This is a genomic window from Xanthomonas sp. 1678, assembly GCF_031455575.1.
Taxonomy (GTDB): domain Bacteria; phylum Pseudomonadota; class Gammaproteobacteria; order Xanthomonadales; family Xanthomonadaceae; genus Xanthomonas_A.
The window spans coordinates 159,903-181,288 of sequence record NZ_JAVDSZ010000012.1; the positions used below are offsets into that span (position 1 = coordinate 159,903).

The window sequence follows — 21,386 nt, forward strand, 5'->3', positions numbered from 1 at the left end:
TGTCGGCTTTCGCTTCCGGCGCCATGTGAGTATCGCCTTGCCGGCGGCGCACAGGGGTGGCGGGGCCTGCGTTGCACACCGCTCCGCGAACGCCGCTTGCGATCGCCGGCCAAGGTCCGCATTGCGCGGCGATCGACTTCCCGGACACCACGATGCCCACGCCCATGATCACGCTGCACTCGGACCTTGGCGATGCGCTGCTGTTCTGGCGCATGCAGGCGACGGAAGCGTTGGGCGAGCTGTTCGACTATCGTTTGACCGTCCTCAGCACGCAGCCGCGGCCCGACCTGCGCGCGCTGCTCGGCACCTCGATGGCGGTGCAGCTGAAGGCCGGCGAGGGCCATGTGCGCTGGTACCACGGCATGGTCGCGCACGTCGCGCAGACCGGCTTCCATGTCGTCGACAGGCTCAGCTACGCGGTGCTGGAGGTGACCCTGGTGCCCAAGCCGTGGCTGCTGACCCAGCGCCGCGACTGCCGCATCTTCACCGGGCAGAGCGTGCCGGAGATCGTGCGCACGGTGCTCGACGGCATCGGCTATGGCGACGTGACGCTGAGCCTGAGCGGCACCTATCCCAAGCGCGACTATTGCGTGCAGTACCGCGAGGACGATTTCAATTTCATCAGCCGCCTGCTTGAGCAGGAAGGCATCTATTACTTCTTCACCCATGGCCAGGCCGTGCACACGCTGGTGCTGGCCGATGCGCTGGGCGCGCATGCGAGCAGCAGCGGCTTCGAGACCCTGCCGTACGTGCCGCCGGGCCAGCATGCCAACGTGATGGGCGCCACCGTCAGCCAGTGGCAGCTGGCACGCAGCGTGCACACCGGCGCGCACCAGCTCACCGACTACGATCCGCTGCGCCCGCGCTTCTCGCTGGCGGTGGACGAAGAGATCGGCCACGGCGGCGACCTGCATGCGATCAGCGGGCTGAACGCATTCGACTATCCCGGCACGCACGTGCAGCTCGCCGACGGCAAGCGCTATGCGCAGGTGCGTGCGGAAGCGCACAACGTGCAGCGTTCGCGCTATCGCGGCGATACCGATGCGCTCGGCCTGCGCGTGGGCGCGCTGTTTTCGCTGAAGGCGTTCCCGCGTCCGGAATGGAACCAGGAATACCTGGTGACCGGCGCGCGGACCGCGCTGGAAGCGCCGGGCTATGCCTCCGGCGCCGGCAGCGGCGCCGCGCCGTTCGCGTGCAGCTTCGAGGCGATCGAGAGCAAGTTGCCGTTCCGCAATGCGGCGCGCGCGCGGCAGCCGCTGATCGCCGGCCTGCAGACCGCGGTGGTCACCGGCAGCGACACCGACGAGGACATCGTGGTCGACCAGTACGGCCGCATCCAGGTCACCTTCCACTGGAACACCTCGGCGCGCGACGGCAACAAGCCGTCGTGCCCGGTGCGGGTGGCCTCGTCGTGGGCCGGCAAGGGCTGGGGCGCGATGAGCCTGCCGCGGGTGGGGCAGGAAGTGGTGGTGAGCTTCCTGGAAGGCGATCCGGACCGTCCGCTGGTGATCGGCAGCGTCTACAACGCCGACCACATGCCGCCGTTCGCGCTGCCGGACAACAAGACCCAGAGCGGGGTGCGCAGCCGCAGCGCCGGCGGCGGCGCCGCCGACTTCAACGAGATCCGCTTCGAGGACAAGCTCGGCAGCGAGGAGCTGTTCGTGCACGCGCAGAAGGACCTGCGCGAGGAAGTCGAGCACGACCACTTCGCCACCGTCGACAACGACCAGACCAGCACCGTCAAGCACGACCGCAAGCACAAGGTCGACAACGACGAGACGCTGGACGTCGGCAACAACGCCACGCACACGATCGGCAAGACGTTCAAGCTCAGCGCCGGCACCCAGATCGAACTGGTCACCGGCCTGTCGAGCATCGTGATGAAGAGCGGCGGCGAGATCGAGATCAAGGGCGTCACCGTCACCGTCACCGGCAGCAACGCGGTCAACGTGGAGGGCAAGGTGCAGGTGGCGATCAAGGGCGGGGCGACCGTGGACATGGGCGCCGGCGCCAGCGTCAAGGTGCATTCGGACGCGATGCTGGCGCTGGAGGGCGGGGCGATGGGCACGCTGAAGGCGCCGATGCTCAGCCTCAAGGCCGATGCGCTGCACCAGATCGGCGGCGCGCTGATCATGATCGGTTGAGGACGCGGCGATGAATGCGATCGAGAAGGCCTGCGTGGAAATGGAACTGTCGGCGCCGGCGCGCGCGCAGCTGGACACCGCGCAGCCGGCGCAGGCCGCGGTGCGCGTGCTGCTCGACGGCGGCCAGCCGCAGGATGCGCTGAAACTGCTGGCGCGGCTGCTGCCCAAACGCTACGTGGTGGCCTGGCTGTGCCAGTGCGCACGCGGCGAGACGCTGTCGCCGGAAGACCGCGCCGGCGCCGCGCTGGCCGAGAAATGGGTGCGCGAGCCGAACGAGGCCAATCGTCGCGCCGCGTTCGCCTTCGCCCAGGCCGGCGGCTATGCCTCGTTGGGCGCGTGGCTGGCGGCGGCGGTGGCCTGGTCCGGCGGCAGCCTGGCGCCGCCGACCCAGGACACGCCGGTGCCGCCGGCCGAGCACCTGACCGCACGCGCGGCGGTGGCGGCGATCAACCTGCTCGCCGCGCAGCAACCGGCGCAGTTCGAGGCGCGGCGCCATGGATATGCGCTGCATGCGCTGGAACTGCTGGCCGGCGGAGCGGCGGCATGAGCGCCATCGTGTCGCGGCAGCGCATGCGCGCCGCCTCGCATTGCCCATCCGTAACCGCGCGGTCGCGGCCGCGCCGCGCCATTCGAGTCGAAGGAAGCGCCACGTGTCCCTACCGTCCAAACTGACCCTCACCGTCGCCGGCCAGGCCGCCGCCCAGTTCGGCGCGCGTGCGCAGATGGCGTTCGCCCAGCGCGGCGGCAGCATCGGCCGCGCCGACGACAGCGACTGGGTGCTGGCCGCGCCCGGCGTGTCGCGCACGCATGCGGTGGTGCGCTATCTCAACGGCATGTATTTCATCGAGGACCGCAGCACCAACGGCATGTTGCTCAACGGCGCCGCCTTGCAGCGCGGCGATCCGGCCGCGCTCGGCGACGGCGACCGTCTGCAGCTGGACAGCTTCGAGATCCAGGTGCAGCTGCAGGCCGAGGCGCCGGCCGCACCGCCGCCGCCTGCGGTGGCGATGCCCGACGATGCGTCGGACCTGACCCAGGTGGTGCCGGCGTCGTTGCCGCCGCGCGCGGCCAGCAGTGCGCCCGGCGCCGGCGGCGACGCGTTCGATTTCGATTTCGGCCTGCCTGGCTTCGGCAGCGCCGCCGCGCCTGCCGGCGGCGCCTACGACGACGCGCTGCTTGGCGATCTGGGCGTGCCCGGCGCCGCCGGCGAACTGGACCCGCTGCGCCTGCTCGATCCGTTGCCGGCGCCGTCGGTGCCGCCGCAGCCGACGCACAGCTGGAACCACAGCGATGCGGGCCACGACCATTTCCGCGTGCCCGCGCCGCCGGCCGCGGCCGCGGCGCGCAGCTTCGAGCTGCCCGAAAACTGGGATCTGACCACCGGCGATTTCGCGCCGGCGACGCCGCCGGCGGCGAGCGCACCGGCAGCGCCGACAACGTTCGCGACGCCACCCGCGCCGCCCACGCCATCGACGCAGATGCCGGACGAGATGGCGCGGATCTTCGAGATCGTCGTCGATGGCGTGATGGAGGTGCTGCGCGCGCGTGCCGAGATCAAGAACACCTTCCGGCTGCCGGTGACGGTGATCCAGCGCTCGGAGAACAACCCGCTCAAGTTCGCCGCCACGCCCGAGGACGCACTGCAGAAGCTGCTGGCGCCGCCGAGCCCGGCATTCCTGTCCGGCGTGGCCGCGTTCGACGACGCGTTCGACGACATCCGCTGCCACCAGATGGCGATGCTGGCCGGCATGCGCGCCGCGTTCGAATCGATGCTGTTCCACTTCAGCCCCGACCGGCTGGAGCAGGAGGTGGACGCCAGCGGCAAGCGCCTGGCCTTCGCCGGCAAGGGCCGCTACTGGGAGCGCTACCGCGACAACTTCCAGGTCCTGGCCAAGGATCCGGACGAATGCTTCCGGCGCCTGTTCGGCGACGAGTTCGCGCGCGCCTACGAGGCGCAGCTGGCGCGGCTCAAGTCGGCGCGGCGCGCGGGGAAGCGAGGCTAGCCGGATGCGTTCGCGGTCCAGGTAATGCCACTTGTGGGAGCGACTTCAGTCGCGACGGGCCTTCCCGGTAAAGCGCGTCGCGACTGAAGTCGCTCCCACAAAAGCGGCATCACGACATCCCTGCCGCCCTGAGACGAATTGTCGGGTAGCGCACCGGCACGCTGGCCACACTGCATCCCGCCAGCCTGGACTGCGCGCGCCGCGCGCCGCGTCCGGGCCGTCGGCAAGGGGATCGCACATTGGGGTCGGCTGCTGCGTCCAACGCCGCGGCCGCATCGCCATCGACAGCAGCGGACACGGCGGATCATGCACAACAACAAGGTCGTCTGGAGCGAGGGGCTGTTTCTGCGCCCCCAGCATCTGCAGCAGCAGGAGCGCTACCTGGAGCGCTACGTGGAACTGCGCGCCGGCGGCCTGCAGGCGCAGGCCTGGGGCTTCTCCGAACTGGAACTGGAAACCGACCTGCTGGCGATCGGCAAGCTCGGCATCCGCCGCGCGCGCGGCGTGTTTCCCGACGGCACCCCGTTCGCGATGCCGGGCGACGATCCGCTGCCGCCGGCGCTGGACGTGGAGCCGAACTGGCGCGACCAGACCGTGTACCTGACCCTGCCGCTGCGCGCCGCCGCGCAGGCCGATGTGGGCCGCGCCGAAGCGCCGCCGGACCAGCTGTTCCGCTACCGGGTGCGCGAAACCGAGGTCGACGACGCGTCCGGCAGCATGCAGGGCGCGGTGCTGATGGAAGTGGGCGGGATGAGCACGCGTCTGTTGCCGCAGTCGCAGCCGCTGGAAGGGCTGACCCGGATCCCGCTGGCGCGCATCGTCGAATCGCGCGCCGATCGCCAGGTAACCCTGGACGAGGCCTTCGTGCCGACCGCGCTGGCCTGCCAGGCGGCACCGCGGCTGGCCACGTTCCTGGTCGAACTGCTCGGCCTGCTGCACCAGCGCGGCGAAGCGCTGGCCGCGCGGGTGTCGGTGGGCGACCGCGGCGGCGCGGCGGAGATCGCCGATTTCCTGCTGCTGCAGGTGGTCAACCGCTGGCAACCGCTGACCGCGCACTGGTCGTCGGCGCCGCTGCTGCATCCGCAGGACCTGTACGCCGCGCTGCTGGCGCTGGCCGGCGAACTGAGCACCTTCACCACCCCGGGCAAGCGCCCGCCGGCATGGCCCGCGTATCGCCACGATGCGTTGCAGCCGAGCTTCGAGCCGGTGATCGCCAGCCTGCGCAGCAGCCTTAGCGCGGTGCTGGAACAGACCGCGCTGCCGATCCCGGTGCAGGCGCGCAAGTTCGGCGTGTGGGTGGCGATGGTGCCCGACGCGGCGCTGTTCGACAGCGCCGCGTTCGTGCTCGCGGCCAAGGCCGACGTGCCGGCCGAAGAGCTGCGCCGGCAATTGCCGCTGCAGGCCAAGATCGGCCCGGTAGAGAAGATCCGCGACCTGGTCAATCTGCAGCTGCCCGGCATCGCGGCGATGCCGATGCCGGTGGCGCCGCGGCAGATCCCGTACCACGCCGGCTACCTGTATTTCGAATTCGACAAGCAGTCGCCGCTGTGGCGCACGTTGAAGGGCTCCGGCGGCATCGCGTTCCACTTCGGCAGCGAGTTCGCCGGGCTGGACCTGCAGCTGTGGGCGATCCGGAGCTGAGCGCATGAATCCACGACCGCCCGCCGATCCGTTGAGCGATGCCACCATCATGCGTCCGCAGCGCGGCAGCGCAGCGCCGGCCGCGGCCGCGGCCGCGAACGCGGCGACGCCTGCGCCCGGCGACGCCGACATCAGCGAATTTCTCGGCCGCAGCGTCAACCCGCTGGTGCAGGCCGCGAGCCCGCTGTTGCTGCTGGCGGTACAGCTGCGCCACAGCGCGGCGCTGCCGGACGTGGCGCGGCTGCGCGAGCAGGTGACCGCGCAGGTGCGGCGCTTCGAGCAGCGCGCGCGCGACGGCGGCGCGGCGCCGGAGGCGGTGACCGCGGCGCGCTACGTGCTGTGCGCGATGCTCGACGAGGCGGTGCTCAATGCGCCGTGGGGCGAGCACAGCGGCTGGTCGCAGAAGACCTTGCTGGTGGTGTTCCATGGCGAGTCCTACGGCGGCGCCAAGTTCTTCCAGATCCTGGAGCGCCTGTGCGCGGACGTGCCGCGCCACGTCGACCTGATCGAGCTGATGTACCTGTGCCTGGCGCTGGGTTTCTGCGGCCGCTACCAGATCGAGGCCGGCGGCCGCGCCAAGCTGGCCGAGATCCAGGACGACCTGTACCGGCGCATCCGCGCCCAGCGCGGCGCCGCCGCGGAGACGCTGGCGCCGCATTGGCAGGGCGTGGACGACCGGCGCCGGCGCCTGGCGCGCTATCTGCCGTTGTGGGTGGCCGCGCTGGGCATGGCCTGCATCGTGCTGCTGGCGTTCGCGTGGTTCAACGCGCGGCTCAATGCGCTGTCGGCGCCGATCAGCGCCGCCGCCGCGCAGATCGGCCTGCAGCGCGGCACGCCGCCGGACGCGCTGCGCCCGCCGCCGCGGGTCACGCTCAAGCAGTTGCTGGAACCGCAGGAGCGCGCCGGCCTGCTCGGCGTCGAGGAGCAGGCCGACGGCCAGGCGCGGGTGCGGCTCAACGCCAACGCGATGTTCGCCTCCGGCGGGGTCGAGGTCGATCCGGACCAGCTGCCGCTGCTGGGCAAGATCGCCGCGGCGCTGGAGCAGTTGCCGGGGCGGGTGATCGTGGTCGGGCATACCGACGACCAGCCGCTGCGTTCGCTGCGTTTCAAGGACAACTACGCGCTGTCGGCCGCGCGCGCCGAGGCCGTGGCGCAGTTGCTGGGCCAGCGCCTGTCGGTGCCGGGCCGGATCGAATCGGCCGGCGCTGGCGATTCGCAGCCAGTGGCCGTGCCGCCGGACCTGGCGGCCAACCGGACGCGCAACCGCCGCGTCGAAATCCTGTTCCAACCGGGGGAGTGAGCGCCGTGGGCAAGCTGCTGGGAATGCTGCGATCCGGCTGGGTCGTGACCATGGTCGGGCTGCTGCTGGCGGCGCTGCTGATCTGGCTGATCGGCCCCTACGTCGCCATCGCCGGGCACCAGCCGCTGGCCGGCGCGGTGCCGCGGCTGCTGCTGATCCTGCTGCTGGTCGGCGCGTGGGCCGGCTGGCTGCAGTGGCAGCAGCTGCGCGCACGCCGGCAGAGCCGCCAGCTGGCCACCGAGATGGCCACGCCGTCGGCGCTGGACGCGCTCGGCGACGACCGCCAGGCGCGCGGCGCCGACGAACGCGAGCAATTGCAGGCGCGCTTCCACGAGGCGGTGCAGATCCTGCGCAAGCGCCGCGGCGGCGGCGACCTGTACACGCTGCCGTGGTACGTGGTGATCGGCCCGCCCGGCTCGGGCAAGAGCACCTTGCTGCAGCATTCCGGGCTGCATTTCCCGCTCGCCGCGCGCTTCGGCCAGCAGGCGCTGCGCGGCATCGGCGGCACCCGCAACTGCGACTGGTGGTTCACCGACGAAGCGGTGTTCCTGGACACCGCCGGCCGCTACACCACGCAGGATTCCGACCGCCAGGTCGACGCCGGCGCATGGATCGATTTCCTGCGCCTGCTGCGCCGCTATCGCCGCCGCCGCCCGCTTAATGGCGTGCTGGTGACGATGAGCATGTCCGACCTGCTGCTGCTCGACGACGCCGAGCGCGACCTGCACGTGCAGGCGATCCGGCGCCGCCTGGACGAGCTCAGCGAGCAGCTGAAGATGAGCGTGCCGGTGTACCTGGTGTTCACCAAGTGCGACCTGATCGGCGGCTTCGGCGAGTTCTTCGACGACCTCAATCCGGAACAGCGCGCGCAGGTGTGGGGCGTGTCGTTCCCGCTGCCGCGCAGCCTCGACGGCACGGCCGCGCGCGGCTTCGCCGACGAGTACGCGCTGCTGCAGGAACGGCTCAACGCGCGCCTGTTCGAACGCATGCACGTGGAGCGCGACCGCGCCCGGCGCGCGGCGATCCTGTCGTTCCCGCAGCAGTTCGCCGCGCTCGGCGAAGCCGCGCGGCAATTCGTCGAAGGCGTGTTCGCCGGCACCGCCTACGGCACGCCGCCGCTGTTGCGCGGCGTGTACCTGACCTCCGGCACCCAGGAAGGCACGCCGATCGACCGCATGATGGGCGCGGTGGCGCGCACCTTCGGCCTGGCCGAGGCCAGCGTGCAGGCACCGGGCGCGCAGCGCCGCACCTTCTTCGTCGAGCGCCTGCTGCGCCAGGTGCTGCTGCGCGAATCCGGCCTGGCCGGGCGCGCGCCGGCGCTGGAGCGGCGCCGCGCCTGGCTGCAGGCGGCCGGGTATGCCGGCATCGCGCTGCTCGGCGTGCTGCTGCTGGGCGGGCTCACCGGCAGCTATCTGGGCAACCGCGCCTACCTGCAGCAGGTGCGCGCGGCGCTGGATGCGCGTCCGCACAGCCCGGATCCGGACAGCGCGGCGACCACGCCGCAGTACTTCGCGCTGGCGCTGCAGCAACTGGAAGGCACCCGCGCGCTGGCGCAGGTCGCGCAGCAGTACCGCGACGGCGCGCCGTGGTCGATGCGCATGGGCCTGTACCAGGGCGATGCGGTCGGCGAGGAACTGCACGACGCCTACCTGCGCCAGCTCAACGGCACCCTGGTGCCGGGCGTGGCGCTGCGCCTGCGCCAGGGCATGGCCGAGAACGCCGGCGCGCCGCAGGCGCTGTACTACTACCTCAAGGGCTACCTGATGCTGGGCCAGCCGCAGCACCTGGACGCGCAGCAGCTGACCGCGCTGAGCGCGATCGAATGGCGCAAGCTGTTCCCCGGCGACAGCGTGCTGCAGCAGGCGCTGGCCGGCCACTTCCAGGCGCTGCTCGACGCGCCGGGACGGCTGCGCGCCTTGTCGCTGGATCCGGCGCTGCTGGAGCAGGCGCGCAACACGCTGCGCTCGGCCGACCTGGCCACGCTGGTGTACGGCAACCTCAAGCTGTCGCAACCACAGGCCGGCGCCGAGCCGTTGCAGCTGGACAAGGCGCTGGGCCTGCTCGGCAACGTGTTCCAGCGCAAGAGCGGCGCGCCGCTGTCCGAACCGCTGCCGGCGCTGTACACGCAACCGGTGTTCGCCGCGCTGGCCGCGCAGGGCATCGGCGAGGCGGTCGAACAATTCGTGCGCGACGACTGGGTGTTCGGCCCGCGCCGCATCGACGCGCTGGGCAAGGCGCGGCTGGCGCAGCAGGTGCGCGTGCTCTACGAACAGGACTACATCCGCTACTGGGACGGCCTGCTCGTCGACCTGCAACTGCAGCCGGCCGCGGACCTGCAACAGGCCAGCACGATCGCGGCCAAGCTGGCCGGGCCGAGTTCGCCGCTGCGGCTGCTGCTCGGCGTGGTCCGCGACAACACCCAGCAATTGCTGCGCGCGCCGCCGCCCAAGCCCGGGCAGGACGCCGCCACCGCGGCGGCGAGCAAGGCCGGCGCGAAACTGGCGGCCAAGCTGCCCGGCGGCAACGCGGCCATGGCCGCGGCGCTGGCCGCCAGCGGCGACGCCGGCGCTGCCGCGGCCACACCGCCTGGCGCCGCCATCGCCAGCCACTTCGCCGCGCTCAACGCCCTCGCCGACGGCGCGCCCGGCGCCACGCCGCTCGACCACTTGCTCGGCGTGCTCGACCAGCTCGGCAAGACCTTGCTGACCATGACCGATCCGGCCACCGCCCCGGCGCAGCCCAATGCGCAACTGCTGCTGGCGCAGCAGGAAGCGGCGCAGTTGCCGCCGCCGCTGTCGACCTGGCTGCAGGCGCTGGCCGGCAGCAGCGCCGCGCTGATGGCGCGCGGCGCGCAGACCGCGCTGGACGCGCAGGTGCAGCAGGCGGTGGGCGTGGTCTGCGGCGAATTCGTCAAGGGCCGCTATCCGTTCGATCCGGCCAGCGCGCAGGAGATCCCGTTGCAGAACTTCGGCGAACTGTTCGGCGTCGGCGGCCGCTTCGACGCGCTGTACCGCGACGCCTTGCAGAAGCTGCTCGACACCAGCGGCCGCGACTGGCGCTGGAAGCGCGGCCCCGATGCGCTGGCCGGCGCGCCAGGGTTGCCGGCGCAGCTGCAGCTGGCCGAACGCATCAAGCAGAAGTACTTCCGCGGCGCGGCGCAGCCGGAGGTCGGCTTCACCGTGCTGGCGCCGACCCTGGACCCGGAGGTGACCCGGCTGACCGTGGACATCGAAGGCCAGCGCTTTGACTACACCGCCGGCGGCATGGACAGCATGCCGATGAAGTGGCCCGGGCCCACGCCCGGCCACGTCAGCATCGCCGCCTTCGGCGCCGACGGCGCCGCACTGGGCCGGCTCGACTACCAGGGCGACTGGGCGCTGTTCCGCGCCCTGCAGGCCGGCGACCTGCAGAACCCGTCGGACCTGCGCTTCGTCGCCCATTTCGACGTCGGGGGGCACGCGGTGCAACTGCCGTTGCGAGCCGGCAACCTGCGCCATCCCTTCCTCGACGCCGACGTGCGTCGTTTCGCGTGTGGAGGTTGAGGATGCAGCCGATGGCATTGCCCGGATTCTTCGGCAAGCTGCCCAGCGCCGGCGATTTCGTGCAGCGGCGCTTGCCGCCGGCGTTCGTCGAACCGTGGGACCGGCACTTCTCGCAGCTGATCGCCGGCGCGCGCGCGCAGCTCGGCACGCAATGGGCGCCGGCCTACCGCGGCAGCGGCCTGCACGCGTTCGTGCTCGGCAGCGGGCTGTGCGGCGGCGTGGCCTGGGCGGGCGTGCTGGGGCCGGGCGAGGACCGCGTCGGCCGTTGCTTCCCGCTGGCGATCGCGCTGCCGCTGGCGCAGGCCGCGCCGGACCGCAGCTGGTATGCGCGTGCGGCCACGCTGCTGGGCCAGGCGCTGGCCGATCGCACCATGGGCGTGGAGGCGTTCGACGCGCAGCTGCAGGCGCTGGCGCCGGATCCGGACGCCACCGCCATTCCCAATGCGCCGCGTGCGTTGGCCGGGCAAGCGTTGTGGTGGAGCGGCGACGGCGTGGTGCAGCACAGCGTCGGCCTGTTGTCCGCGCACGACTACCTGGGCTGGCTGGCGCCGGCCGCGCTCGCGCTGCCGGAGGCCGCGCGCTGATGGCCGCGCTGCACTACCGTTCCGCCGGGCGAACCGAAACCGGCAAGGTGCGCCGCCACAACGAGGACGCGTTGCTGCTGCGCGACGACGCCGGCCTGTGGGTGGTCGCCGACGGCCTCGGCGGGCATGCCGCCGGCGACTACGCCAGCGGGCTGATCGTCGAGCGCCTGGCGACGCTGCCGCGCGCGACCGACGTGTGCGACTTCATCGAGGCGATCGAGGACGCGCTGGCGCAGATCAACACCGAACTGCTGCACTGCGCCGAGCAGCGCCAGGTCGACATGATCGCGTCCACTGTGGTGCTGCTGGTGCACGATCCGGACTTCATGCTGTACGGCTGGGTCGGCGACAGCCGCGGCTACGGCCGCGTCGGCGGCGCGTTGAGACAGCTCACCCGCGACCACGTGCACGGAGTCAAGGACGACGCCACCCAGTTCGGGCAGGCCGGCGCCGGCGCCGAGCCGGCCGCCAACGCCGGCGTGCTGACCCGCGCGGTCGGCGCGCAGGAGCCGCTGTTCGTGGACTGGGTGCTGGCGCCGAGCGTGTCCGGCGCGCAGTTCCTGCTGTGCAGCGACGGCATCAACAAGGAAATCCCCGACCCGGAGCTGGACGTCGAGTGCCGCCTGCATGGCGAGCCGCAGGCGCTGCTGGCGCGGTTGTTCGAATTGGCGATGGGCCGGGCGGCGCGCGACAACGTCACCGCCGTCGTCGTCCGCCTGCAGGAGTGAAGGACGTGCATGAAGATACCGCTACCGTCGTCGAGCTGGTCGCCGCGATGCGCACCGGCGAGCTGGACCTGAAGGCCGTGCTCGACGCATTGGCCAAACGCAGCGCCGTGCCCGAGGCCGACTACCGGGCCGGGGTGGAAACGCTGTGGCAGCTGCGCCAGCAGCAGGTGCTCGACGACGTCACCGTGACCACGCTGGTGACCCGCCTCGACGCCTTGCGCGCCGACGCCGGCGCCGCGCCGGCCGCGCCGATCGACGACGACGCCACCGTGGTGATGCCGCGCCGCGCCGTGCCGCCGCCCGCGGCCGTCGAGGACGACGCCACCCGCGTGCAGCCGGCGATGCCGCTGCCGCAGGCCGGTACCGACGGCAACGCGGCGACCGGCACCGGCGGCGCGACCGGCACCGCGGGCACCGCCAGCCTGTCCAGCTGGCAGCGCCTGGCCGATGCCGCCGGCGGCGATTACGCCACCGTCGGCACGCTGCTGAAGGGCCGCTTCTACCTGGAGCGCGAACTGGGCCGCGGCGGCATGGGCGTGGTCTATCTGGCGCGCGACGAACGCAAGGTCGAAGCGCGCGACCGCGACCCGTGGCTGGCGGTGAAGGTGCTCAGCGACGAGTTCCGCCGCCATCCCGATTCGCTGGTGGCGCTGCAGCGCGAGGCGCGGCGCTCGCAGAAACTGGCCCACGACAACATCGTGCGCGTCTACGACTTCGACAAGGACCGCACCCTGGTCTTCATGACCATGGAGTACATCGACGGCTGCGACCTGAAGACGCTGATCCGCGAACAGGCCTACAACGGCATGTCGCTGGCGCGCGCGCGATCGCTGATCGAGGGCATGGCGCGCGCCCTGGCGCGGGCGCACGCGGCCGGCGTGGTGCATTCGGATTTCAAGCCGGGCAACGTGATGGTCACCCGCGACGGCGTGGCCAAGGTGTTCGACTTCGGCATCGCCCGTGCCGGCAAGCACGCCGCCGACATGGCCGGCGAGCAGACCGTGTTCGACGCGGCCACGCTCGGCGCGCTGACCCCGGCCTACGCCAGCCTGGAGATGATCCGCGGCCAGGAACCCACGCCGGCCGACGACATCTACGCGCTGGGCTGCGTGTGCTTCGAACTGCTCACCGGCAAGCATCCGTTCGACAAGCTCAGCGCCGAAGTGGCGCTGCGCGACAAGCGCGTGCCGCCGCCGGTGCCGGGCCTGACCAAGCGCCAGTACCAGACCCTGTGCGCGGCGGTGGCGTTTCCCGCCGCGCAGCGCCTGGACAACGTGGAAGCGCTGCTGGACGGCCTGCGCGAGGTGCCGCTGCGCGAGCGCGCGCTGCCGCTGCTGGGCTACGGCACCGCGGTACTGGTATTGGCCGGCGTCGGCGGCTGGGGCGCTTCGCGCTACCTGCACCAGCGCCATCTGGAGCAGGTCACCGCGCGCTTCGGCGCGGCCGATCCGCAGCGCTACGTCGACGAGACCCAGGCGATGCAGGCGCTGGCCAGCCTCGACGACGACGACCGCCGGCGCCTGCTGGTGGACCGCGGCGACCTGATCCAGGATTTCCTGCTGCGGCGCCTGGACGCGCTGTGGAATCCGGCCAGCGGCCGCTACGACTACCGCGGCGCGCTGCAGGTGTTCGCGCTGCGCGACCGGCTGCGGCTGTATTCGCCGGCGCTGGATGCGCGCCGCGAGAGCATGGAGCGCGAGAAGAACGAACGCCTCAACGCGCTCGACACCACGCTCAACGCGCAGGTCGCCGCCGGCGCCATCTTCCGCGACCGTGCCGACAACGCGCTGGCCACGCTGGACCAGGTGCGGCGCATCGATCCGAACAGCGCGCTGCTGCGGCATCCGGAACTGGAGCTGCGCCTGGACGCGGCGATCCAGCAGTCGGCCGACGCGCAGCAGTGGGCGCAGGCACGCACCCGCCTGCAGCAGGCGCGCGCGGCGCTGCCCGATTCGCTGCGCCTGCAGTTGCGCGGCGCGCAGCTGCAGCTGGCGCAGCACGACAGCCAACCGGCGCTGCCGGCGCCGCACGACCCGGCGCAGGCGCGCAAGGCGCTGGCGGCGCTGCTCGCCGCACCGTCCGCCGATCCGGACTGGCAGGACAACGTCGAAGCGGCGCTGGCGGTGCTGCCGGCGGCCGAGCGCGACGCGCAGGATGCGGCGTTGGCGGCGGCGATCGCCGACACCGTCGCGCCGCAGAGCGATCCGCTGCAGTTGCCGGGTGCGCAGGCGCTGGTCGACTTCGGCCTGACCCAGGCGGCGCATGCGCCGCAGCTGCTGGCCCAGCGCGAACGCCTGCAGACCCTGCAGCAGCAACTACAGACGATGCTGGCGCGCGAAAGCGCCGAGGCCGAGGTGGCGTCGCGGATCGAATCGATGCGCCGCGCCGCCGCCGCCAACGACCTGGACAAGGCGCGCCAGGCACTGGCGCGCATCGCCAGCCTGCAGCCGCAGCATCCGTTCCTGCAGAAGGAAGCGCCGCAGCTGTTGGCCGGTGTCTATCTCGGCAACGCCGCCGGCGCGTTCCGCCAGGGCCGCTATCGCCAGGCCGCCGACGTGCTCGGCCAGGGCGTGGCCGCGCTCGGCGAGCGCGCCGACCTGCGTGCCGCACAGGCCCGCTACGACGTCGCCGCAGCGGTGATGGACGGTGGCGTGCAGGCCTTGCCCGCCGCCGAGCGGCAGCGCCTGGGCCAGCGCCTGGAGGCGCTGTACCGCAGCGATGCGCAGGCGATGACGCAACTGGAAACCGAACTGAAGGCGCGCGGGCAATTGCCCGAAGGCACGCTCGGCGCACGCCTGCAGCGCCAGGCCGGCAGCGATGCGCCCAGTTCCGATGCGCTGGCGCCGACCGCCGCCGCGGCGACCGCGCCGGCCGGCAAGGACCCCGCGCGCAAGCCCGCGAGCGGCAAGCCCGCCGCCAAGCCGGCGGCGACCGCGCCCGCGGCCAGCGAGCGCACGCCTGCCGCCGGCGCGGCCAGCGACGAGGAGCCGCTGCCGCCGGTCCCGACCGGTCCCGACCCGTGCGCCGCCGCCGCACCCGGACGCGGCAAGCCCTGCTTCGACGCGCTCGGCGCGCAGCGCGGGCCGATGCTGGTGACGGTGCCCGGCCTCGCCGGCGGCAAGTCCTACGCGTTGTCGCGCGCGGAGGTGGCGGTGGCCGATTTCAACCTGTTCTGCCAGGCCACCGGCAAGTGCACCGCGCAACCGGCCGGGGATGCGGAACTGGCGCGCGCGCCGGTGCGCAACATCAGCCTGACCCAGGCCCGCGCCTATCTGCGCTGGTTGACCATCGCCAGCGGCGGCTGGCGCTATCGGCTGCCCACCGATGCCGAATGGCAGCACGCCGCCCAGGCCGGCAGCGACTGGCGCCAGGCCGAGGACAGCAACTGCGTGCCGCCCACCGCCAGCGCCGGCGATGCCACGCGCGCGCCGCTGCCGCCGCGCGGCCGCGAACCCAATCCGTGGGGCCTGATCAACCTCACCGGCAACGTCTGGGAATGGGTCTCCAGCGGCGCCGGCGTGCAGGCGCGCGGCGGCAGTTTCGCCAGTTACTGGGCCGATTGCACGGTGCAGGCGCGGCGCGCCGACAACGGCTCGGCGCAGCCGGACGTGGGCCTGCGCGTGCTGCGGGAATTGCCATGAACGAGGCCCAGCAGCTGGCCAACGCGCACCTGCACGCGCTGGCCGAGGCGTACCAGCACGGCCGCATCGGCCGCGACGAGTACCGCGCCCGGCGGCGCAACGTGTTGGCCGCTGCGCGCAGCGCCGACCAGGGCGTCACCCACCGCAACGCGCTGCGGCCGACTGTCGCCGCAGCGGCGCCTGCGCGCGTGCGGCACGAGCCGCTGCCGCTGCTGTTCGCCGACGCGCACGCGCGCCGGCGTCGGCGCCTGTTGGTGGCCTTTATTTGTGTGACGCTGTTCGCTTTGTTGCTGCTATTCTTGGTTGGCGCAATGCCCGCGTTCGCAGGGCATTCGAAAGCGACGACCGCTGCCGACACGTTGGTCCCCTGTCCCGCTGCCCACCTGGCCGCGGCACACGTGGCGACCACCGGCAGCGCCGGCGTACGACAGGGAATCGTTCCAGGGGAAATCGAATGCGTATGACGTGTCTGGCCGCGGCCGTGTCCGCGTGGCTTGCTGCTGCTCCGGTGCACGCGCAGGCCCCGCCTGCCGAGGCCGATGCCGGCCCGGCCGCGACAGGCGTCGGCGCCACGCTGCCGCCGCTGAAGGAGCGCGACAACGAAGCGGTGACCCTGCAGGTGCGCGGCTTCCGCGTGCGCGACGTCGGCGAACACCCGCGCGAGGGCATCACCCCGGCCACGGTGCAGGCGCTCGCCGACGCGCAATTCCAGGCATTGGCGCAGGGCCAGCCCGTCGTGGCGTTGCGCTTCGACCAGTTGCAGGGAGTCGCCGACGCCATCACCCGCGCCTACCGCCTGTCCGGTTTCATCGTCAGCACCGCCTACCTGCCGGCGCAGACGCCGGGGCCGGAGCAGCTCGTCGAGATCCGCGTGCTCGAAGGCCGCATCGGCGACGTCGAGGTCAAGGGCGCATCGCGCTATCGCACCGGCACCCTGGCGGCGCCATTGCGGCAATTGCAGGGGCGGCCGCTGCGCAAGCAGGACGTGGACGGCGCATTGCTGTACGTGCGCGACCTGCCGGGCGTGTCGGTGTCCTCGGTGCTGCAGCCGGGCAAGCGCGAGGGCGAGACGGACGTGCTGCTGGTCGCCAGCGAAGCGCCGCGCCCGTACACGGTCAGCCTGGGTGGCAACAACTACGGCACCGAACTGACCGGCCGCTATCGCGCCCAGCTCGGCTTGGCCTGGAACAGTCCGCTGGGACTGGGCGACGTGCTTTCGGCCAACTACGCCTATTCGTTGGATCCACGGCAGAGCCAGATCGGCGCGCTGTCCTATGCGCTGCCGGTGCCGGCGGTGCCCGGGCTCGGCGGCGTGATCGGCGCCAGCCGCAGCGAACTGGAAGTGCGCAACGGCGTGTTCGCCGCGCTCGGCCTGAAGGGTCCGACCTCGGTGGTCTACGCCGGCAGCGACTGGAAGTTCGTCAACCGCGAGAACCTGCAATGGCAGGCCTCGCTACGCTACCTGCGCGAGCAGTCGCAGCTCAGCGCGGCCGGCATCCGCCTGTCCGACCAGAAGTTCGACGTGGTCGAACTGGGCACTGCGTTGCGCCGTACCGACCTGCGCTGGCGCGGCATCGACCTGCTGCAGCTGAGCCTGCGCCAGTCGCTGAAGGACCGCTCGGCCACGCCGGACCTGGTCAGCCCGCAGCACGACAGCCATTTCACCATCGCCCGGCTCGGCTACACGCGCATGCAGTACCTCAGCCGCACCCAGCGCCTGTACCTCAAGCTCAACGGCCAGTACAGCGACAACGCACTGACCCCGATGGAGCAGTTCGCGGTCGGCGGACCGGACAGCGTGCGCGCCTACCCGGTGTCCGACGCGCTCGGCGACCGCGGCTACTACACCGCGCTGGAGTACCACGTCGACGCGCCCGGCTTCGCCGACGCCGCCTCGCCGTTCAACGGCCGGCCGTGGCGCGAGGTGCTGGAGCTGGACGTGTTCGCCGACCACGCGCGGGTCTATCCGGCCGGCGGCAACCGCGCGCTCGTCGCAGCGGTGGAGACCTTCGACGGCATCGGTGCGGGGCTCACCCTGCGCGTGCCGCAGTTCAAGAGCTTCGAACTGCGGCTCAGCGCCGCAAAGCCGACCGGCGGTCGCGATGCGTCCGACGGCCGCGACGTCCGCTTCTATTCGCGTTTCGGCTTCACCTTCTGAGGATCCGTCCATGTCCGCCATCGCCCCCGCTTCGATCGCCACCCGTGCCGCACGCCGCTGCGCGTTGCGCCATTCGCCGCTCGCGCTGGCCTTGGCGGTCGCGCTCGGCGCCGTGGCACCCGGCAACGCGGCGGCGCAGGTGGCCGCCACCCAGTTACCAATCGGCGGCAGCATCGCCGGCGGCACCGGCACCATCAATCCGGCCAGCGGCGCGACCCTGACCATCGACCAGACCTCCAGCCGGATGGCGTTGAACTGGTCCGCGTTCGACATCGGCTCGGTGGCAACGGTGACATTCAACCAGCCGTCCACCAGCGCCGCGGTGCTCAACCTGGTACAGGGCGGCAATCCCACGCAGATCTTCGGCAACGTCAACGCCAACGGCCAGGTGTTCCTGATCAACCCCAACGGGATCATCTTCGGCAGCACCGCGCAGTTCAACGTCGGCGGACTGGTGGCCAGCACCCTGGGCACCACCGCCTCCGACTTCATGAGCGGCAACGACGTGCTAGACGCCGGCGGCAACATGGTCGCGCTGATGTCCAACAGCGGCACCATCAACGCCGCCGCCGGCGCGGTCGACCTGATCGGCGGCAAGGTGGTCAACAGCGGCACCATCAACGCCACCGCCGGCAACATCAACCTGGTCGGCGCCGACAAGGTCACCCTCACCTTCGAAAGCGGCGGCTTCGGCGTCGTTGTCGACAAGGCCTTGCAACTGCAGCTGGACAGCGTGGCGGTGGAAAACAGCAACGTCCTCAGCGCGCCCGGCGGCATCGTGACGCTGCAGGCGCGCGCCGCGCAAGGCCTGTTCGACCAGTTGATCAACAACAGCGGCACCATCACCGCCGCCGCCCTCAACAGCGGCAGCGACGGCAGCGTGTCGCTGGTCGCCAACGGCGGCGGCCAGACCGGCATCGGCGGCAGCGGCAGCATCGACGTGGGTAGCGGCGCGATCAACATCAGCACCGACCGCAGCGTGCAGCAGAGCGGCATCTACACGGCTGGCACCTTGGGCGGCAGCATCGGCGGCGACGCCAGCTTCAGCGGCAGCAACCACATCGCCGCCCTCGCCAGCCTGAGCGTGGACGGCAACCTGAGCCTGTCCAACGCCATCGACCTGACGCAGTCCGGTGCGCTGACCGTGGGCGGCAGCAGCAGCTTCTCGCTGGGCAGCCATGCGCTCACCCTGGACGACGCCGGCAACGACTTCGGGCAGACGGTCAGCCTGAGCGCCGGCAGCACCACGATCGCCGACAGCGGCGCGCTGACTCTGGGCACGCTGGCCACTGGCAACCTCACCGCAACCAGCACCGGCGCCTTGAACCTAGGCAGCGGCGCCGTGACCGGCACCCTGGCCGCGACCAGCAACGGCGGCGCGATCACCCAATCCGCAAGCGGCCCGCTGACGGTGACCGGTACCAGCAACCTCGATGCCGGCATTGGCGCGATCACCCTGCAACAGACAGCTAACGATTTCGGCGGCGCGGTATCGCTGACCGGCAGCGGTGTCACCTTGACCGACAGCAACGCCCTGACCATCGCCGCGCTGACCCTGGGCAACAACAGCGCGCTGTCGTTGAATGCAGCCGGCACACTGACGCTGCCGTCCAGCGCGATCGATACCGGCAATGCCAACCTGAGCTTGCACAGCGGCAACGTCCTGGCCACGGCCGCAGCGCTGTCCGGCACCAACGTGAGCCTGAGCGGCGACGACGGTATCACCCTGGCGCACGACGTCACCGCCACCGGCCCGCTGATGCTGACCGCCGTCGACAGCGCGATCACGCAGAGCGCCGGTGCGCTCGCCGTCACCGGTACCAGCCACGTCGACGCCGGTAGCGGCGCGATCACCCTGACCGGCGCGGGCAACCATTTCGGCCAGGCGGTCAGCCTGACCGGCGGCACCACCCAGATCACCGACAGCGGCGCGCTGACGCTGGGCGCGCTGGCCACCGGCAATTTCACCGCGACCAGTAACGGTGCACTCAACCTCGGCAGCGGCACGGTGACCGGTACCTTGGCCGCGATCAGCAATGGCGGCGCGATCACTCAATCCGCGAGCGACCCGCTGACGATCACCGGTACCAGCACCCTCGACGCCGGCAGCGGCGCGATCACGTTGCAGCAAGCGGGCAACGATTTCGGCGGCGCCGTGTCGCTGACCGGCAGCGGCATCGCCCTGGCCGACGCCAACGTCTTGACCATCGCCGCGCTGACCCTGGGCAACAACAGCGCGTTGTCCCTGTATGCGGGTGGCACACTGACGCTGCCGGGCAGCGAGATCGATACCGGCAATGCCAATCTGAACCTGCACAGCGGCAACGTGCTGACCACGACCGCGGCGCTGTCCGGCGCCGACGTGAGCCTGAGCGGCGACGACGGCATCACCCTGGCGCACGACGTCACCGCGACCGGCACGCTGGCGCTGACCACCGTCGACAGTGCGATCGCACAGAGCGCCGGCGCACTCACTGTCTCCGGCACCAGCGGCATCAACGCCGGCAGCGGCGCGATCGCCTTGACCGGCGCCGGCAACCACTTCGGGCAGGCGGTGAGCCTGACCGGCGGCACCACCCAGATCACCGATAGCGGCGCACTGACCTTCGGCACGCTGGCTACCGGCAACCTCACCGCGACTAGCAACGGCGCCTTGAAGCTGGGCAGCGGTACGGTGACCGGCACGTTGAACGCGACCAGCAACGGCGGCGTGATCGGTCAGACCGCCGCATTGACGGTGACCGGCAATGCCGACATCAATGCCGGCAGCGGTGCCATCGACTTGGGCCAGGCCAACGACTTCCAGGGCGTGGTACGCCTGACCGGCGCCGACACGGCGATCGCCGACCGCAACGCACTGACCCTGGGCAATCTGGCCACCGGCAACCTCACCGTCACCAGCAACGGCGTCCTGAACCTGGGCGGCGGCACGGTGACCGGCACGCTGGACGCGGCCAGCAACGGCGGCGCGATCGAGCAGACCGCGGCGTTGACGGTGAGCGGCAACGCCGACTTCGTCGCCGGCAACGGCGCCATCACCCTGGACCAGGCCAACGCCTTCCAGGGCAGCGTCGGCCTGACCGGCGGCAACGCGACGCTCACCAACGCCGGCGCACTGACGCTGGCCGCCAGCACCCTCGGCGGCAACCTGATCGTCGACGCCAACGGCGACATCGCGCAGAACGGCGCGCTGCGCGTGGACGGCACCAGCAGCATCCAGGCGCACGGCAACGCGATCGGCCTGGGCGGTACCGGCAACGACTTCCAGGGCATGGTGAGCCTGGCCGGCGGTGCGGTGACCATCGCCGACAGCAACGCACTGCTGCTGGGCAGCCTGGCTACCGGCAACCTCACCGCCACCAGCAATGGCGCGTTGAATCTCGGCAGCGGCACGGTGACCGGCTCCTTGACCGCGATCAGCAACGGCGGCGCCATCACCCAGTCGGCCAGCAACGGACTCACCGTCACCGGCACCAGCGATATCAATGCCGGCACTGGGTCGATCACCCTGACCACCACCGGCAACGACTTCGGCGATGCGGTCGACCTCACCGGCGGCATCACCGCGATTGCCGACAGCAACGCACTGCTGCTGGGCAACCTGGCCACCGGCAACCTCACCGCCGCCAGCAATGGCGCGTTGAA

General features: G+C 71.7%; 12 protein-coding genes. All 12 read left to right on the forward strand.

The genetic code is table 11. From position 1 onward, the window contains the following. Positions 1-152: 152 nt before the first annotated feature. A complete protein-coding gene (gene tssI, locus J2Y70_RS18950; RefSeq protein WP_309921055.1) occupies positions 153-2,144 on the forward strand; it encodes a type VI secretion system tip protein TssI/VgrG in 1,992 nt (663 codons plus the stop codon). Between the two features lie 10 nt (positions 2,145-2,154). After that, on the forward strand, positions 2,155-2,691 hold the full coding sequence (locus J2Y70_RS18955) for a hypothetical protein (RefSeq protein ID WP_309921057.1): 537 nt from the start codon (positions 2,155-2,157) through the stop codon (positions 2,689-2,691). Between the two features lie 103 nt (positions 2,692-2,794). Beyond that, a complete protein-coding gene (gene tagH / locus J2Y70_RS18960) occupies positions 2,795-4,147 on the forward strand; it encodes a type VI secretion system-associated FHA domain protein TagH (RefSeq protein ID WP_309921061.1) in 1,353 nt (450 codons plus the stop codon). 306 nt (positions 4,148-4,453) lie between these two features. Beyond that, on the forward strand, positions 4,454-5,788 hold the full coding sequence (tssK, locus tag J2Y70_RS18965; RefSeq protein WP_309921064.1) for a type VI secretion system baseplate subunit TssK: 1,335 nt from the start codon (positions 4,454-4,456) through the stop codon (positions 5,786-5,788). 4 nt (positions 5,789-5,792) lie between these two features. Then, positions 5,793-7,088, forward strand: a complete 1,296-nt coding sequence (gene icmH / locus J2Y70_RS18970) for a type IVB secretion system protein IcmH/DotU (RefSeq protein ID WP_309921066.1) — start codon at positions 5,793-5,795, stop codon at positions 7,086-7,088. Between the two features lie 23 nt (positions 7,089-7,111). Further along, positions 7,112-10,630: a type VI secretion system membrane subunit TssM gene (gene tssM, locus J2Y70_RS18975; RefSeq protein WP_309921070.1), complete on the forward strand. Its 3,519-nt coding sequence runs from the start codon at positions 7,112-7,114 to the stop codon at positions 10,628-10,630. An 11-nt stretch (positions 10,631-10,641) separates the two neighbouring features. Further along, the gene (gene tagF, locus J2Y70_RS18980; RefSeq protein ID WP_309921071.1) at positions 10,642-11,214 is read left to right on the forward strand and encodes a type VI secretion system-associated protein TagF; all 573 of its coding nucleotides are present in this window, start codon (positions 10,642-10,644) and stop codon (positions 11,212-11,214) included. Further along, the gene (locus J2Y70_RS18985) at positions 11,214-11,942 is read left to right on the forward strand and encodes a serine/threonine-protein phosphatase (protein ID WP_309921074.1); all 729 of its coding nucleotides are present in this window, start codon (positions 11,214-11,216) and stop codon (positions 11,940-11,942) included. The genes tagF and J2Y70_RS18985 overlap by 1 nt, the downstream gene beginning before the upstream one ends. A 5-nt stretch (positions 11,943-11,947) precedes the next feature. Continuing rightward, positions 11,948-15,583 carry a protein kinase gene (locus J2Y70_RS18990; RefSeq protein ID WP_309921077.1) on the forward strand — a complete coding sequence of 1,212 codons (3,636 nt, stop codon included), beginning with the start codon at positions 11,948-11,950 and terminating at the stop codon, positions 15,581-15,583. Continuing rightward, a complete protein-coding gene (locus tag J2Y70_RS18995; protein WP_309921080.1) occupies positions 15,580-16,047 on the forward strand; it encodes a hypothetical protein in 468 nt (155 codons plus the stop codon). Before J2Y70_RS18990 ends, J2Y70_RS18995 begins: the two co-directional genes overlap by 4 nt. Further along, positions 16,044-17,741 carry a ShlB/FhaC/HecB family hemolysin secretion/activation protein gene (locus J2Y70_RS19000; RefSeq protein ID WP_309921115.1) on the forward strand — a complete coding sequence of 566 codons (1,698 nt, stop codon included), beginning with the start codon at positions 16,044-16,046 and terminating at the stop codon, positions 17,739-17,741. Before J2Y70_RS18995 ends, J2Y70_RS19000 begins: the two co-directional genes overlap by 4 nt. 10 nt (positions 17,742-17,751) lie before the next feature. Further along, on the forward strand, positions 17,752-21,386 hold a 3,635-nt coding region (locus J2Y70_RS19005; RefSeq protein WP_309921083.1), incomplete at its 3' end, for a filamentous hemagglutinin N-terminal domain-containing protein.

Excerpts from the sequence above, each read along its gene's own strand:
- tssI (WP_309921055.1), top strand. The coding sequence starts at position 153 with ATGCCCACGCCCATGATCACGCTGCACTCGGACCTTGGCGATGCGCTG.
- J2Y70_RS18995 (WP_309921080.1), top strand. The coding sequence starts at position 15,580 with ATGAACGAGGCCCAGCAGCTGGCCAACGCGCACCTGCACGCGCTGGCC.
- J2Y70_RS19000 (WP_309921115.1), top strand. The coding sequence starts at position 16,044 with ATGACGTGTCTGGCCGCGGCCGTGTCCGCGTGGCTTGCTGCTGCTCCG.
- J2Y70_RS18985 (WP_309921074.1), top strand. The coding sequence starts at position 11,214 with ATGGCCGCGCTGCACTACCGTTCCGCCGGGCGAACCGAAACCGGCAAG.
- tssM (WP_309921070.1), top strand. The coding sequence starts at position 7,112 with ATGCTGCGATCCGGCTGGGTCGTGACCATGGTCGGGCTGCTGCTGGCG.
- icmH (WP_309921066.1), top strand. The coding sequence starts at position 5,793 with ATGAATCCACGACCGCCCGCCGATCCGTTGAGCGATGCCACCATCATG.
- J2Y70_RS18955 (WP_309921057.1), top strand. The coding sequence starts at position 2,155 with ATGAATGCGATCGAGAAGGCCTGCGTGGAAATGGAACTGTCGGCGCCG.
- tssK (WP_309921064.1), top strand. The coding sequence starts at position 4,454 with ATGCACAACAACAAGGTCGTCTGGAGCGAGGGGCTGTTTCTGCGCCCC.
- tagF (WP_309921071.1), top strand. The coding sequence starts at position 10,642 with ATGGCATTGCCCGGATTCTTCGGCAAGCTGCCCAGCGCCGGCGATTTC.